Origin of the sequence: Mesorhizobium tianshanense (assembly GCF_007830515.1) — a bacterium.
GTDB lineage: Bacteria > Pseudomonadota > Alphaproteobacteria > Rhizobiales > Rhizobiaceae > Mesorhizobium > Mesorhizobium tianshanense.
Genome location: NZ_VLKT01000057.1, coordinates 26,893 through 42,574 on the forward strand (window position 1 = coordinate 26,893; position 15,682 = coordinate 42,574).

General features: G+C 63.9%; 14 protein-coding genes and 2 pseudogenes. 12 read left to right on the top strand and 4 right to left on the bottom strand.

Annotation, left to right across the window (positions count from 1 at the left end; translation table 11 throughout):
• Positions 1 to 4: 4 nt before the first annotated feature.
• Positions 5 to 1,897 carry a UvrD-helicase domain-containing protein gene (locus IQ26_RS31640; protein ID WP_145722314.1) on the bottom strand — a complete coding sequence of 631 codons (1,893 nt, stop codon included), beginning with the start codon at positions 1,895 to 1,897 and terminating at the stop codon, positions 5 to 7.
• Positions 1,894 to 4,212, bottom strand: a complete 2,319-nt coding sequence (locus IQ26_RS31645) for an ATP-dependent nuclease (RefSeq protein WP_145722315.1) — start codon at positions 4,210 to 4,212, stop codon at positions 1,894 to 1,896. The genes IQ26_RS31640 and IQ26_RS31645 overlap by 4 nt, the downstream gene beginning before the upstream one ends.
• A gap of 516 nt (positions 4,213 to 4,728) precedes the next feature.
• Between IQ26_RS31645 and IQ26_RS31650 the strand changes: the two genes are divergently transcribed.
• From IQ26_RS31650 to IQ26_RS41140, 12 genes and pseudogenes are all read left to right on the top strand, one after another.
• On the top strand, positions 4,729 to 6,447 hold the full coding sequence (locus tag IQ26_RS31650) for a ParB N-terminal domain-containing protein (RefSeq protein WP_145722316.1): 1,719 nt from the start codon (positions 4,729 to 4,731) through the stop codon (positions 6,445 to 6,447).
• Positions 6,448 to 6,535: 88 nt separating this feature from the next.
• Positions 6,536 to 7,201: a DUF7007 domain-containing protein gene (locus tag IQ26_RS31655; RefSeq protein WP_322791172.1), complete on the top strand. Its 666-nt coding sequence runs from the start codon at positions 6,536 to 6,538 to the stop codon at positions 7,199 to 7,201.
• Entirely contained in the window at positions 7,198 to 7,551 is a 354-nt protein-coding gene (locus IQ26_RS31660) for a hypothetical protein (protein WP_145722317.1), read from the top strand. Before IQ26_RS31655 ends, IQ26_RS31660 begins: the two co-directional genes overlap by 4 nt.
• Positions 7,552 to 8,049: 498 nt before the next feature.
• Positions 8,050 to 8,637 carry a hypothetical protein gene (locus IQ26_RS31665; protein WP_145722318.1) on the top strand — a complete coding sequence of 196 codons (588 nt, stop codon included), beginning with the start codon at positions 8,050 to 8,052 and terminating at the stop codon, positions 8,635 to 8,637.
• A gap of 337 nt (positions 8,638 to 8,974) precedes the next feature.
• Positions 8,975 to 9,583, top strand: a pseudogene (gene ccoO / locus IQ26_RS31670) (cytochrome-c oxidase, cbb3-type subunit II); the annotation flags it as partial.
• Between the two features lie 13 nt (positions 9,584 to 9,596).
• Complete coding sequence (locus IQ26_RS31675) at positions 9,597 to 9,767, top strand: cbb3-type cytochrome c oxidase subunit 3 (protein ID WP_145722325.1); 171 nt, start codon at positions 9,597 to 9,599, stop codon at positions 9,765 to 9,767.
• Positions 9,758 to 10,639, top strand: a pseudogene (gene ccoP, locus IQ26_RS31680) (cytochrome-c oxidase, cbb3-type subunit III). The gene IQ26_RS31675 and the pseudogene ccoP overlap by 10 nt, the downstream one beginning before the upstream one ends.
• Positions 10,636 to 10,830, top strand: a complete 195-nt coding sequence (locus IQ26_RS31685; RefSeq protein WP_145722320.1) for a hypothetical protein — start codon at positions 10,636 to 10,638, stop codon at positions 10,828 to 10,830. Before ccoP ends, IQ26_RS31685 begins: the two are co-directional and overlap by 4 nt.
• Positions 10,831 to 10,841: 11 nt before the next feature.
• A complete protein-coding gene (locus IQ26_RS31690) occupies positions 10,842 to 11,660 on the top strand; it encodes a DUF2189 domain-containing protein (RefSeq protein ID WP_145722321.1) in 819 nt (272 codons plus the stop codon).
• A 4-nt stretch (positions 11,661 to 11,664) separates the two neighbouring features.
• On the top strand, positions 11,665 to 13,926 hold the full coding sequence (locus IQ26_RS31695) for a heavy metal translocating P-type ATPase (RefSeq protein ID WP_145722322.1): 2,262 nt from the start codon (positions 11,665 to 11,667) through the stop codon (positions 13,924 to 13,926).
• Positions 13,923 to 14,156 carry a cbb3-type cytochrome oxidase assembly protein CcoS gene (ccoS, locus tag IQ26_RS31700; protein ID WP_145722323.1) on the top strand — a complete coding sequence of 78 codons (234 nt, stop codon included), beginning with the start codon at positions 13,923 to 13,925 and terminating at the stop codon, positions 14,154 to 14,156. Before IQ26_RS31695 ends, ccoS begins: the two co-directional genes overlap by 4 nt.
• Positions 14,153 to 14,281, top strand: coding sequence for a hypothetical protein (locus IQ26_RS41140; protein WP_276316450.1), 129 nt, complete (start codon positions 14,153 to 14,155; stop codon positions 14,279 to 14,281). The genes ccoS and IQ26_RS41140 overlap by 4 nt, the downstream gene beginning before the upstream one ends.
• Positions 14,282 to 14,444: 163 nt before the next feature.
• On the opposite strand, the gene IQ26_RS31705 is transcribed toward IQ26_RS41140, so the two are convergent.
• Positions 14,445 to 15,125, bottom strand: coding sequence for a hypothetical protein (locus IQ26_RS31705; RefSeq protein WP_208760259.1), 681 nt, complete (start codon positions 15,123 to 15,125; stop codon positions 14,445 to 14,447).
• Positions 15,126 to 15,503: 378 nt separating this feature from the next.
• Positions 15,504 to 15,682 (bottom strand): transposase (locus IQ26_RS31715; RefSeq protein ID WP_208760260.1); only part of this gene is annotated, 179 nt, incomplete at its 5' end.

Sequence of the window (15,682 nt, forward strand, 5' to 3'; positions counted from 1 at the left end):
CCCTTTAGGCTAGGTCAGCCGCGATGAGAATGTCCTCGGCACGGAAGAACTCCTTGGCATTCGTTGCTGCTTGCTGGACGTCCGCCTCCGGTACAAAAAGCACGACCGCCAAGTCGCCGACGGCGCGCGAACAGCACACATAGAAGAGGCGCCTGGTGCGATCCAAAATTGACTCCTTGCCTTCCGCGATGTTTGCCGTGTCCGTGGCGGACAAAGACGTCACGCCGAAGTACTTGCCGTACGAGAACAGCGTGTAGTTTGCCTCCGCGTCGTCGAGGACGACGAGCACGCGCGAGAACTCGGCACCCTTGACCCCCTGATGGGTGTCGAAAGGGGACAGCCTCATGACGTAATTTTCATATGCCCACATTTGCGGAGCGGGACAGGAGAAGAACGCCGCAACCGCTGCGTCATCGCCCGAGCCTTCTCCTGCGTCGACGCCGAGGGGCAAGCCGACGAGGCGCGATTTGAGCCGCTCATCGATGGGGTAGAGGTCGCGCTCGAGGATCAGCGTCAGGACCTCGCGCGTCGTTGGGGGATTAGGCCGTTCAAACAGCGCGACGAGGTCGTCGATGTCGGCCTTCAGCTTGTCCAAGGCTTGTCGGGCCGTCTGAGGTTTGATGCTATCGGCCTGTAGCGCCGGGGCAGTGGCCCTCAGCAGGTTCATGACAGCGAAGGTATGGCCGTTGTGGCTCGCCCGCACAATCGGCAGTACGTATTGCAGGAGGGGGCGCAACACCCAGGCAGATCCGTCGAGCAGACCGTCTTTGAGGCTCGCCGACCCATTGTCGTTGAGCGCGGCATAGATGTCGGGGAATCCCATGTTCTGCGCTGCCATGCGGTGGACGAGCACCATGACCTTGACGCCGCCGTCGAGCGAGTCATCGCGCCATCGTTCGTCGCCGTTCGTCTCGCTGAGCCACTGGCGGACGGCTTGGAGGCGCTGGCTCCGGGCGCCGTCCGCCGGCAGTACGAATATCCTTGCGCTTCCCGGAACCGAGACGAGTTGGCCATCCGCTTCAACCATCTTGCCGCGGGTCTGCTCGAGGCCATCGCCCTCAGCCCGTATCCGGTTGACGACATCGAGAACTAGCCGCGGGCAGCGGAAGTTCTCGGGCTTGGTGATCGAAACCCAGTTGTCCTCTATCTCGATTGGCCCGACGCCTGTCATGTAGATCTTCTGCATGGGGTCGCCGAAGTAACCGAGGCAGAAGCGGCCGTCATGGTCCCGCGCGATTAGGCGGAACGAGTCGACGACGGCAGGATCGGTGTCTTGGCTCTCATCGACGAAGAGGTATGGAAAGCGGTCCGCAACCAGGCGACGCATCAGGACGCTGTCCGTGATCATGGCCGGTCCCATCTTGAGGATGTCGTCGTGGCCGAGCACACCTTCCGAGTAGTGACTGCCGATGCCGTAGGTGAAGCGCGCGATGGACTTAATTGCCTCGAGCTGCTCTGTGTATCGGACGAGGTCGGCCTCTAGCCTCGTCTTGGTTGCTGCCTGGGTCTTTGGCCTTTCGAGCCTCTCTTTGGCGTCGGCGATCTTCTTGTTTATGCGCCCGCGAACCCATTCTCGGATGTCGTTGGTGAACGGCCGCACGATGTTCCAGAGGAAACTGTGAATAGTCGAGACGTGAAACAGCGGAGCGTTGCCGACGTCGCCCCAGATCTCGCCGACAGCCACCTCGGTATAGGTGATGCAGGCGATCCGCTGCCCCTTCTGGCGAAGCGTCGGTCCCTTGGTTGCCGCCAGATGCGCGAGAGCCTTGACCAAGGAAGTGGTCTTACCTGACCCGGCGCCCGCTGTCATGATGAAGCTGTGGATCGGCTTCTCGTCGAGGCATGCCTTGAGCTCCTTGTCGGCGTCGGTGTCAGGTTGGTTGACTCGAACTGTCACACTCCAGCCTCCTCTGGCGGCCCTGTGGGGGGCTCGACGACGACCCCCTCACCGTCGGCGACAAGGTCGATCTCAATTGAGGCCCCGGCTTGAGGGGGAGGGGGAGCCGCCGTCGCCTCCAGCCACTGCAACCCCTCGCGAATGTATCGGGGTACTTTCCAGCTCTTGGGATCCTGCTCCAGCAGGCCGAGCGCGAAATTGGTCTTTTTAAAGTTGGACGAAGTGACACGCTTGTGGACCTTTTCGACGACCTCGTCGATCGTCAGGTTGGCGGCTCCCCTGAACCGAAGTCCCAGCGGCTTCCTCTCGACGCTCTGGCACCAGTCGAAGTTTTCGAGCGCGAAGGCTTCCTCCAGCGTGCGCCCAACCACGGCCTTCGTCTCACCCTTCCAGGTAAGCTCAATGGCACTTTGATACTCGATGCGGACGCTTGTGCCGTTCTGCGTTCTTTGCTCGGGCGTGACGGCGAGAAGATCGGCGATCTTGGTTTTTGCAGGCAGCCATTCGATCAGGGTCCGGTTCGACGTCACCGCGCCCGGTGTGGCGACGACGCAGGCCGTGGCGGCGTCTTCGTCGTAATCGTCTTCGGCCGCGAGAGCAGGATCGACCGCGGTAGCAGCGGCTGCGGCATCAGGATCGGCTGCGACAATGGCTTCGGCGGCCGTCTCCGCCGCGGCATCCTCATTTGGCCCGCGGACGCTGTCGATGTCAGTGAGCACCAGGGTGGTGATGCCGATGAACTCGATCAATGAGCGAAACACGTGGGCGTAGGCACCACCGACTTCGAGAACGCTGAGATATGTCAATTGCAGGCCGGGCGCGGCGATCGCGATCATTTCGGGGAGCAGGAGACGTTCGACATTGCCCTCGACCAGCACTGCCGCATCGGCAAAGAAAAGGTCGCAGTGCGTGAGCTTCATATAGCGCACAAGGAACTCGCTCGTCGGCGGTCCTAGCTGCTGGTAATAGCGTGATAGGTTGAGCACCTCGGACTGCTGCGCCACACCGTTGCCGGAGCGTCGGAAGTAGCGAACGGGCACGAACCCGCGCTCGTAGAGGATATGCGAGGAGTGCGTCGTCACCACGACCTGGCTCTTCGCGTATTCCGCCGCCTCGCCCTCGACCCTGACGATGTCGAGTACCTTGCGGATGAAGACCTGCTGCAGTTGCATATGCAGGTGCGCCTCTGGCTCTTCGATGAATATGAGGTGCAGGAGCGGCCGATTGTCCTCGATCCCGATCCATCTCGAGTGCAGATCGAAGAGCTCAATGACCATGTAAATGAGGTTCTTGTAACCCAGGCCATTGTAGCGATCGGGCAGGGTCAGTCCACCGTCGCCGCCCACTTCGGTCAGCGCATAGTGCACCTGGGCGCCGTCGGCCGCGGTCAGCACCACCATCGGGTTGAGGGTTGACTTGATGAGGAGGCGTGGGTTGGCGACGCCGGGATAGCCCATCTGTCCGACTTGGGCGAGGAACGGCTCGAAGATCTCCTTGAGATGCTTGTTGAAGAGCTGTTCGGCGTCCATCAGCGCGCGTAGCGCCTCTGGATGATTTCCGCGCTCGTTCGCCCCCCTCGCGTAGATCCGTCCTATTCGTTTGGTCAGGTCTTCGGCCCGAGCCCCGCCCGCTGTGTCCGACAGATGTCTTTGGGCATAGAGCATGTCCACTTTGATCAGCGATGCGAGCACGTCTTTGCCCTGCTTACCGCGTTCGCGGTCGAAGGGTTGTGGCGTGTCTTCGCCGACGGGCTGGAAATCCGGATCGAACTTGCTCCGATCCAGCACGAAATAGCGCAGTCCGAACTCGCGCTTGATGTTCGTCGCGAGGAACTCGCGCATGTTCTTAGGGGAGGGGTCGAACGCGGGTCCCGCTCCCTCATCCGATGGAGCCACTGCAGCTAGGGCAGCTGCCCGCCGCTCCTTGTACCGCGCAAGGAGCCCGGCTGGGTCGTTTGCAGCGAACTCGACCCGCACGCCGACGACAGTACCCTGCCAGTTCACGCTCGGGAGAAGTTCGAGGACGCGGTAAAGGTCGCTTTCTCCGACGGACAGCCATAGGTCTATCGAGATGGTCGGCAGTTCGGCATCGGGCTCCTCGTTGCCGAAGGCGTTCATCGCATCCCAGGTGTCGATGCTGAAGTCGTGGACCGTCAGCCCCTCATTCTCGTCGCCCAAGAAGAGGCCTATGGCATGGGCGGCCGAAGTCTTGCCGCTGTTGTTCGCCCCTACGAAGATTGAAATGTCTTTTTCAAAATCGATCCGAGCATTTTTCAGGCGACGGAAGTTCCGAATCCGCAGTGCTTCAATGTGCATGAGAGCCCCCAAGGCTATACTGTAGCGCAACAGCAACATGTAAACCAAGCGGATCGCTCGTGGCGGGCTCCTTAGGAGGAACTACCGGTCACTTGGCGTTACAGAGGGAAGCAGCCTGCATGGCGTCGGGAACACCGTTGGGCGGCGTGTGCGAGACTAGATGGTAGCCATGTGCACTGGACCGAACTTCTGCTTCACAACAATCTCGGCTTTTGCGGGACGATCCGCATGCAGCCGCAACCTCCAAATGTAGAGGAAAATTGATGAAATCGGGAGGGAAAGAAACCCTCCTCGCGGATCGGCCGCACCGCTGACGCTGGCGCTCAACCGCCCGGCTCGCGATCCCGGCCGCGTCGTCCTTCGCAGGGCTGATAGCCCCGCTTGGCCTGCCGGGCAGGGATGCTCGACAGGCAGTTGCACCGGCCCGTCCGCTCCGCGGGCCGGGGGATGTCTTCGGAAAGAGGACGAAGAAGGACCCGCGATCGGCGTGGTCCGCAACCGAAACGGAGCATCCCAATGGAACTGAAGTTTATCGATCCGCGCGCGCTGACCGAGAATCCCGACAAGGCGCGGCGCTCGAAGTCGAGCCCGCAGGCCGATGCGCTGCTGCTGGCCACCATCAAGGCCGTCGGCATCGTGCAGCCGCCTGTGGTCGCGCCGGAACCGAACAGCGGCAACGGGTATGTCATCGATGCCGGGCATCGTCGCGTGAAGCAGGCAATCGCGGCGGGCCTTGAGGAAATCGCCGTGCTGGTGATCGAGCGCTCCGAGGACGGCGGCGCCATGCGTTCGCTGGCGGAGACGCTGGCCCATGAGCAGCTCAATCCAGTCGACCAGTGGCGGGCGATCGAGCGCCTGGTTGCACTCAATTGGACCGAGGAGGCGATCGCCATCGCCCTGGCGCTGCCGGTCCGCCAAATCAAGAAGCTGCGGCTGCTGGCGAATGTGCTGCCGGCGATGCTCGACCAGATGGCCAAGGGCGACATGCCCGATGAGCGCCAGCTCCGCACCATCGCTTCCGCCGCACTCGAGGATCAGAAAGAGATCTGGAAGAAGCACAAACCGTCAAAGGCCGATCCTCAGGTCTCATGGTGGGCTGTCGTGCAGGGTCTGACCAAGACCCGCATGTTCGCCAAACATGCCAGTTTCGGCGACGATCTGGCCCAAGGCTACGGCATCGCCTGGGTCGAGGATCTGTTCGCTCCCGCCGATGAGGACAGCCGCTACACGACCGACGTCGACGCCTATCTCGGCGCGCAGCAGGAATGGATGGCGAACAACCTTCCGAAGCGGGGAACAATCGTCGAGGCCGGCCAGTGGGGCGAAGCCAAGCTGCCGCCGAAGGCCGAGCGGGTTTTTGGCAAAGCTGGCAAGTCTGACCATACTGCCATGTATCTCGACCGCGAGGGCAAGGTGCAGTCGGTCGCCTATCGCATGCCCGAGGCGAAGAAGCCGAAGGGCAAGGCTGGTGCAGCCGACGCAGCTGGTTCAGAGACGGAACTCGTCGCTGCCAAGTCCCGCCCTGACGTGACGCGCAAGGGGATCGAGATGGTCGGGGACTTCCGCACCGATGCGCTGCACGAGGCGCTCGCCCGCGCGCCGATCGAGGAGGACACGCTGATGGCGCTGCTCGTTCTCGCCTTTGCGGGCAGGAACGTCTCCGTCGATTCCGGTTCCTCGGACACGGTTTATGGCCACGCGCGGCTGGAGCGCCACGCAGCCCTTCTTTTCGGGGAAGGCGGCAGGCTCGACTACGACCGTGAGACGCTCCATCAGGCCGCCCGCAAGGTTCTGATCGAGGTCCTCTCGTGCCGCGAGAACCGCACCAACAGCGGCATCGTCGCTCGGGTCGCCGGCGATACCATTGGCGCCGACGACTTCCTGCCGAATATGGGCACGGACGAGTTCATGTCGTGCCTGTCTCGGCCGGCGCTGGAAGCGTCCTGCAAGGATACGCCGGTGCTGCCACGTGCCCGAGTCAAAGACACGCGCGCCGCCCTTGTCGAGCATTTCAAGGCAGGCCCGTTCGTCCATGCCTCGGCCCTGTTCGCGCCCGACGTCGCCGAACTGACGAGTTGGGCGGCCCGGCATGCCGCGCCGGACGAGGACGAGGGCACCGCGCCGGAAGTCGATGAGCTCGACGGCGACCGGACCGAGGCCACGGCACACGATCATCCGGTCGATGACGGCGACGCCGTCGAAGACACCGAAGCCTGGCGCGTCGCCGCCGAGTAGGCCGCAAATCCACTTCCTCCGATCCATCCCGCCGCCGGCAATCGCGCCGGCGGCGGTTCTGTTTTCATCAAGAGCACTGGAGACCACAATGTCCGCTCAATTGATCTACGATCTCGCCCCGCTCGGCTCCGTCATCCGCTACTGCGACGGCACACCGCGCCCGCCGGAGCGTCATCGCAAGAAGCTCTCGGCTTGGGAGAGCGCCAACGGCGGCGGTCGCCTGATCCGCAAGACGCCCGCCCGGCAGACCGCGCAGTATTCATCGCCCGCGCAGTTCACGCTGCATGAAGGCGACTATGGCAGCGGCGGCGTCATCGTGCTGCGCGTCCACAAGAGATTTTCGGTCGATTGCGGCCTGAACTTCGCCGTGACCTCCCGGCCCGCACCGAGTTCGGTCCGGGTGTTCGACCGCGCCGGCGAGGGCGCTGAACTCGTTTATCTTGCCGCTAGCCGCCAGGACGCGGAGGTCTGGTTGCAATCCCATAGATACCCGAACGCAGTGCTCGAGCCCGTATCGGCCGACACCGTGGCGGCCGACGTCGTCGAGGGGAGGGCGGTCCACCCCCATCTGAGAAGCGTCGACGGCTTCTACGAGGAGGATTGCTGCTGGGCGGCCGTTGCGCAGGCCTTTCCCGATCTCTTCACCGATTTCGAGAAACGTTGCGCCGAGGAGACCATCCGGCGTTGGTATCCCGATGTCTGGCCGAGATCCCTGACGTGCACGCCAAGACGATTGCGGGAGGTCGCCTCATGACGACCACCCAGCACATCGCCATGCTGGCGCGTATGGAAGCTGCCCGCCGGGAGACGCATGCCCATCTCCGGCTGATCGAGCGGCAGATCGCGGCGCGCGCGGAGCGCCTGATGACCACCTTCCGCGCCAGATCACCCGACTACCGGAAGTCAAGGTCGACATGGAGCCATGCCGACGAGCAGCTCTACCAGGCCACGCTATCGGAGCTGGCCTTCTCCCGTCACCGCGAGGTCGAGGGGCTGTCACGCAAGCTCGTCCGCCAGGATGCGGCGATCGCCGCCTTCCGTCGCCGCCACGGTCTGCCGGAGGTCGATCCGGAGCTGGATATGGCTGGCCTCCGCGCGGCCTGATTCTTCGCAGCGCATCTCCATGCGCGGTTCCGCGAGCCCCGACCTGCGATCGGGAGGGCAGTCCTGTCCGGGAACCGTGTGTGGAGGGCTGTGCGGGTAGCGGGGCGATATCCGGCCCGAGCCCTGTGGAGGCAGTTCGGCCGTGATGCCGGCAGAGCGGATTGATCAGTCGGAGATCCTCTCGCGAGCCGGTCTCATGGAACCATCCCCGTGCCGGTCTTCCGGGCGGGTTTGCTGCGGTCTGAACCGGCGGCTGGCCCCTTCAAGGCCGCTATAGCTTTGCGCCGCGATGCGGCCGGAGCCCGCCGATCTCGACAAGGCCGGCCCGCGTTCCGCGCAGGGCTGTTAGCCCCGCTTGTCCGCAAGCCAACCTTGCTCGCCTGGCAGGCCCCGGACCCTGAAGCGTCCAGCTTCCGCCGGTTCCTTTCGACCGCACCCGCAGGGAAGACCGGCACGGGGCCGGATCGCCCGAAGGGCATCGCTAGAAAGGATTGCTTCATGTCCAGTTCAAACCGCTCCACCAAGACCAAGGCTCGCGTCGTCCAACTCCGCAAGGGCACCACACTCGAAATGGTCCGCCTGTGCTGCCCGGATGCCAACCAGGCCGCACTCATCTCCGAGAGCTTCGGGCTCGCCGTCCTCGACAGCGACGGTATCCGGGATTTTCACGAGCGCACGCTGATCGACAGCGCCGACACCCTCTCCGATGGGCTCTCCGACAAGGCCATGCAGATCCATCTCCAGCGGATCGTCGGTTCCCATGTCGGGTCCGCCTATGGGGCGGGGCAGTTCTATTCCAAGGCCGTCACCGAGGCCAAGGACGCGACCGCCCGGCTCGCCAACGACATGCGCGACGAGGATCGCGACGGACCGGTAGGGTTCGACAGCGCCGCCCAGCGCAAGCGTGAGTTCGCCGCCGACATGGGTATCCAGGCCCATGCTCTTCGCATGGCGGCCGAGGGCGTGGTCGCGGCCTACGAGCACATCGTCGGCGAGAGCTGGAAGCCCTATGAGCGGCAGGCCGAAAATCCCGGCCAGACCGTCAGCCGGCAGGCCGCCGACCTCCAGATTGCCGCTCTCGGATAGCGGCCGCGGGCGGGGCTCCGGCTCCGCCCTTCCTTTCCGAGTTTCCAAAGGTCGGACCCGATGGGTGCCGGCCTTTTTCTATGTTGCGGCAGACGCCGCCGGCTTGCGCGGGACCGAGGAGCGGAAGGGAAACAGGAAGACCCATGGCGAGACCGGCGGAATCGCAGCCGTCACGATCGGTGGTCCTGCTCCGGTCCTCGTTCCGCGAAACGGCGATGCCGTCCTCCACTGCCGTTCCGGCCCGGCTGCGACGTCTCTCCTTCTTCCGATTGATCCCCCCGGGTTCGCGGACCTGCGGTCCCTTCGCGGGCGGACCTCGTGACGGCCGCGATCGGCGCGGGTCTACACGCCGCTCGAACTGGCGGGGCGCAACATCTACGTGCGCGAGGGCTGCTATGCCTGCCACAGCCAGATGATCCGCACCCTGCGCGACGAGGTCGAGCGGTACGGACCTTACTCGCTTGCCGTGGAGTCGCAGTACGACCGTCCGATGCTGTGGGGCTCCAAGCGCACGGGACCCGATCTCGCGCGGGTCGGCGGCAAGTACTCGGATTTCTGGCACGTCGCGCACCTTTCCAACCCCCGCGACGTCGTGCCTGAATCGAACATGCCCGCCTATGCCTGGCTGGCGCGGACACCTCTGAGAATGGAAGACCTGCCGGACCATCTGGAGGCGCAACGCGAGCTTGGCGTTCCATACACAGCCGAGATGGTCGAGAACGCAGCGCGCGACGCATACGGCCAAGCCATTCCGGACGGTGACTTCGCCGCCGGGGTCGCCGAGCGCTACGGCGAGGCCACGCAGGTGCGCGCATTCGACGGAGTGACAACGCAGGTGACGGAGATGGATGCCCTCGTGGCGTATCTCCAGATACTCGGCCGATTGACCGACGCTGCCTATCAGGACACAGCGGCCCCCGAAATAGCGCCAAACCCCGAAAACTGAGGAGAGCAGGATGATGGATATCGATCACGATACGCTCGTCGCTCTCTCCAAGAGCTGGGGCCTGTTCTACCTGTTTGCGTTCTTTCTGGCGGTGATCGTCTACGCCTTCTGGCCATCCAACAAAAAGCGCTTCGACAGGGCAAAGCGGAGCATTCTCGACCGGGACGACAAGCCATGGCGATAAACGAGCGCGACCCCGTCACTGGCCGGGAGACGACCGGCCATGAATGGAACGGCCTCAAGGAGCTGGATACGCCGGTACCCCGCGGTGTGCTGCTGTTCCTGATCGTCACCCATATCTGGGCGATCGCATGGTGGTTCTTCGCACCCACCTGACCGTTGGGGACAACATACACCAAAGGCCTGCTCGGCTTCGACCAGAAACAGATCGTCGAGGAACAGATCGTCGACGGCCAGCGCGAGAGAGCGGCCTGGACGGCGCGCATCGAGAACGAGAGCTACGACGCCATTCTCGCCGATGAAGGCCTGATGCGGATCGTCCGCAGCACCGGTCGCCAGCTGTTCGGGGACAACTGCGCCGCCTGCCATGGCAGCGATGGCCGGGGTCGCGCGAACTACCCCGATCTCACCGATGACGACTGGCTGTGGGGCGGCGGCCCCGAACTCATCGAACAGACGATGCGCGTCGGCATCAACACGCAGCATCCCGACAGCCGTATCGCGCAGATGCCGTCCTTCGGCCGTGACGAGATGCTGGAGCGCGAACAGGTGCGGAGCGTGGCCGCCTATGTCTATTCGCTGACCAATCCCGACTACTCCACGCCGGAAGCCCTCGAACGGATTACGGCTGGAAAGGAGGTGTTCGCGACAACTTGCGCCGCCTGCCACGGCGAGGACGCGAAGGGCAACCGCGATGTTGGCGCGCCTAATCTCACCGACGCCTACTGGGTTTACGGTGGCGACATGCAGACGATTATCGCGTCCGTCCATGGCGGACGACAGGGCCACATGCCGACCTGGGATGAGCGGCTGACAGGCGCGGAAATCCGCATGCTCTCGCTCTATGTCCACGATCTGGGGACGCGGCAGCCATGAACGCCCGCGTGTCCACGTTCATGAAACGCACATGGCTGGCCTGGGTGCTCGTCCCTGCTGGGCTGCTGCTGTTTGCAGGAGCCAACGCACATTTGGTCTACGTGGCGATACAGTCGCAGCCGGACTGCGTCGCGCACTCCAAAGCCGCAGGCGACGGCCATGGCTACCGCGCCGCCAAGTCGGCGTGCTGAGGGAGACAAGCATGGGCGAGAGCGACAAGTCATATTGGCTTCTCAGCGAGACCTCCGACATCCGGGAGACCCGCGACCCGCGCCTGAACCGGGGACTGCCCTTGCTCGAAGGCCTCCGCTGGCTGTCGGCCGGATGGCGCGATCTCTGGACACGTCCGGCATCCAGCCTGGCCTACGGCCTCGGCGTGTTCGTTCTCTCCTGGGCGTTCACCTGGACCCTCGTGGCCTTCGGTCGCGACTACATCCTGTTTCCGGCACTGGCCGGATTCATGATCGTCGCGCCGTTCCTTGCCATCGGGCTCTACGAAAAGAGCAAGGCGATCGAGGAAGGGCGAGAAACCGATCTTGCGGACATGTTGATGGTTCGGCCCCGCTCGGGCCCGCAGGTGTTCTTCACGGGCGTGCTGCTGTGCCTGCTCATGCTGTTATGGATGCGCGCGGCGGTGCTTCTCTACGCGCTCTTCTTCGGTGTCACTGCCTTCCCGGGCCTCGATCACATCGCAGGCATGCTCTTCGGAACTCTTTATGGATGGACAATGTTGATCGTGGGCACGGCGGTCGGAGGCCTGTTCGCGGCGTTCGCCTTCGCCGTCAGCGTCTTCTCCGTGCCGATGCTGCTGGACCGTCGTGTCGACGCCATGACGGCGATGGGCACCAGCATGAAACTGGTCTGGAACAATATCTGGCCCATGGTGGCGTGGGGAGCGATGATACTCGTCCTGTTCGCCGTTTGCGTGGCGACTGGCCTCGTCGGGATGATCGTCATCTTCCCGCTTCTGGGACACGCCACCTGGCACTCCTACAGGGCCGTGGCCCGCATCGCGGACTAGGACGATGAGCTGCTGCGCGACAGGAGCCGAGGCCGAACTGCTGCTTGCGCCCGGTCGCGCGATTCCGGCAAGCGAGATCGCGCTGGCCAGCCGCAATCTCGGCGACGGCATTTTCCAGACGGACTTCTCGGTTCCGCAGGTTCGCTGCGCGGCGTGCATCGCGTCCATCGAGGGCGAGTTGCGGAAGCTTGACGGCGTCGTTGCGGCCCGCGTCAACCTGACGTCGAAGCGGGTTGCCGTCAAATGGCGCGGCGATGTCTCGCCTCCGCCCATGATCCGCGCACTGGCGGCGATCGGCTACGAGGCGACGCTCGGCGACGTCGCGGAGACGGGCCGCGATCCGGAGATGTCGCGCCTGCTGCGTGCGACCGCGGTGGCAGGCTTCGCCGCAATGAACATCATGATGCTTTCGGTGTCCATCTGGTCCGGCGCGGACGCAGAGACCCGCAACGCCTTTCACCTGATCTCCGCTCTGCTTGCCGTTCCAGCCGTCGCCTATTCCGGCCGCGTCTTCTTCTCCTCCGCATGGCAGTCAGTGAAGAAGCGGACATCGAGCATGGACTTGCCGATCTCGGTTGGAATCCTTCTAGCCCTTGGATTGAGCCTCTACGACGCCTTCGCAGGTGGGCCACATGCCTATTTCGACGCAGTCACCTCGCTGACTTTCTTTCTGTTGGCCGGGCGAACGCTCGACCATGCGATGCGCAGCAAGGCCCGCGATGCGGTTACGGGGCTCGCCCGGATGATGCCGCGAGGCGCGACTGTCGTCAGGGCGGACGGCAGCCGCGAGTTCCGCGACGTTGCCGAAATTGCGCCTGGCGATCTCGTGATCGTGGCCCCAGGCGACCGCATCGCGATCGATGGCACGGTCGTCTCCGGCGAAGGAGGCCTGGATCTGTCGGCGGTGAACGGGGAATCCGCGCCGGCAAGGGCGTCACCGGGAACAGCCGTGTTGTCGGGCACGATGAGCATCGACGGCTCCTTCACCGTCCGTGCGGACCGACGCGCAATGGACTCTTTTCTGTCCGACATGGTGCGGCTGATGGAGGCGGCGGGGGAAGGCCGTGCACGGTATCGCCGCATTGCGGACCGTGCGGCGGCGCTCTATTCACCGGTCATCCATCTCCTCGCGTTCGCGACCTGCGCAGGCTGGCTACTGCTGACGGGCGATTGGCACCATTCCGTCACGGTGGCGATTTCCGTCCTCATCATTACCTGTCCCTGCGCGCTTGGACTGGCTGTGCCGATGGTCCAGGTCGTGGCGGCGCGCCGACTATTCGACCTCGGGATCACACTCAAGGACGGCAGCGCGCTGGAACGGCTTGCCGAGGTCGACGCGGTGGCCTTCGACAAGACGGGGACGCTGACGACAGGCGTTGCGCGGATGACCGGCTACGATGTGGCCGCAGACGATCTGCGAGCCGCCGCCGCGCTCGCCGCGCTCTCCCGCCATCCAGTATCGCGCGCGGTCGCTCACCTCTGCCCGGCCGGCCTCCGCCCCGGCGTCAGCGATTTCCGGGAGGTCGCTGGCCTCGGTGTTGAGGGTCGCGTGAACGGGAGCCTCTACAGCCTCGGTCGACATGTATGGGCCAGGCCAACCGGTTCGGTCTCCGTCGATGCTGATGCCTCGGCGTGGCTCTCGAAGGACGGGCGTCCTGCGGGCTGGTTCGCCACCACCGACCAAATTCGCCAGGGGGCGGCAGCCGCTGTCGCGACGCTCGCATCCCTGGGAATGCCAACTGAAATCCTCTCCGGCGATCGCGCAGTCGAAGTCGAGAGGGTGGCCGCGGCGCTGGGAATCGGGACGGTGCGCAACGGAATGATGCCTGCGGAGAAAGTCGGCCGTCTCGAACAGCTTCGGTCGGCGGGCCACCGCGTCCTGATGGTCGGCGACGGCCTGAACGACGCTCCCGCATTGGCCGCAGCCCATGTCTCCATGGCGCCATCATCCGCGGCGGACATAGGCCGCAGCGCAGCGGATCTCGTCTTCCAGCGTCCAAGCCTTAAAGCTGTCCCGCAGGCGATAGGGATAGCGACGGCGGCAGCGAGGCTGGTCAGGCAGAACCTCGGTCTGGCGGTCGCATACAACGTGCTGGTCCTTCCAGTGGCAGTTCTTGGCTACGTCACGCCGCTGATGGCGGCGGTCGCCATGTCGACATCGTCGATCCTCGTCGTCGCCAATGCGCTGCGTCTCAATCCGCGACGGAGCACGCCGGACAACGAAACCAAAATCGCTTCGCAACCACTACTGGCGGAGGCATCATGAACTACTTGGTATGGCTGGTGCCGGTCGCGCTGGGAATGGGCCTTGTCGGGCTCGCCGCGTTTCTCTGGTCGATGAACAACGGTCAACTGGAAGACCTCGACGGCGCGGCAGAGCGGGTGCTGCTGGCGCATCGGTCGGCCGTACCCGCATCCAGCCCCGACGTTGCGCATAGCACGACGCCGGACCAGAGACCGGCATCCGATGGACGGCAACGAAAGGAGCGACCATGACCGCAAGGTACGACTGGCCCATCGACTGGGTCGCAGCGCTGGCATTCGCGTTGGGCGCGATCGTCGTGCTCACCAGCATGGTGGCGCTCGCGATCAGCGTGGCGACGGTGCTGTTGCATCTTTGATGATCTTCTCCATTACGTGCCGCAGGTAGTGGACGCGGTGGAGGAACGGATGAGATGGCCTTGATCAACATTTTCACTGGCCGGCCTGCGAGCGGCATTGTCAACCGCGTGCGGGAGGTCGGAGTGCCGGTCTGCCCACTCTCGTCGAAAAATACACGTTTCATTAGCTGATATGGTTTCTCGAGCGGGCGAGGCCGGGCCAGCATAGGACAAGATGATAGCAGTCAAAGCGGGCGGAATAGCTCTTGCCTGGCGGTACGATACGATCATGTTGAGAAATCCGGCTGGGCCTGCCGGGATGCTCGGTGAGAGGTTCAAGATTGCAACCGAGCGACACCTCTATCGCAGCTAGAGCGTCAGTGCTTTCGCCATCGAGGAGATACGCGAGCATCGCTCCGGAGCTGGAAAAAGGAGCGTACCGGCATGTCAGGAACTCGTCGTGGATATCCTTGACATAATGGGCGACCTGTCGCGGCGTCTCCATGACCTTGGCCTCAAGCGGCCACATGATGCGCTCATCGGCTCGAAGCACGAAAGCCAAGTCATATTGCGGTGGTTGAGCAGGCGGCGGACGCATTGTCTCGCGCTCGAAAGGACCATGCTGGACATAATAGGGTTCGTCGCCGGACATAGCCTTGCGAATGCGCGGCTCGAGAAGCTGAGTGATGCTGCGCTCGAGATCTCGACCATCGACTACAGGCGGTGACGCGCGCATATCCTCATATCCGGCCCATACCAGCCCGATAAGCTGTTGCGAGGGGTTGGACATCCAGGCGCGCGCGAGCGCAATGAACAGCGGATCCGCAGCAGGTCGGATTTCGGGCATAATTCCAGCGCCGGTCAACGGACCGCTTCCACGCCTGGCTTTTCGCTCGCCGCCAGCCAGGTAAATAGATCAAGCGCGACTTCGTCGCCGTCGAGCAATCCCGCGCTTCGTGTCCAGAAACGCTTTTCGTCCGGCTTTGCGATATAGATCGTCGGCAGCCCTGCGGTTACTTGGTAAACTCGCACCACTCGCTGGCTGAAAAGTACGCCTCCTCCGTGCTCATCTAGCCGCCTTGATGCACGGCGATGAGGTTTTGGCGGCCTAAGCGGCGATGTGGCCGCTGTTGGGCGCTTTTCCGCGAGCCGCGTCAGGCGCCGGCGGTGATCCGTCGTGATGGCAGGTGGGGTTTGCAGGTTGCGGTCGGCGGGTTCGTTTCGGGGCGTCTGCGCCCCATCGTTATGTCGCGAGCCGCGGAATGCGATCGAGGACGATGCGCAGGATGCGTTGGTCGGGGCAGGATGTCGGCAGGTGCAGGCGGATTTGCGTCTTCATCTCGACCACCCGCGCAGCGATCTTGATGAGGCGCAAACGCAGCGTGTCGAATTGGGCGACGGCAAAGCTGGAGCGTTTCGGCA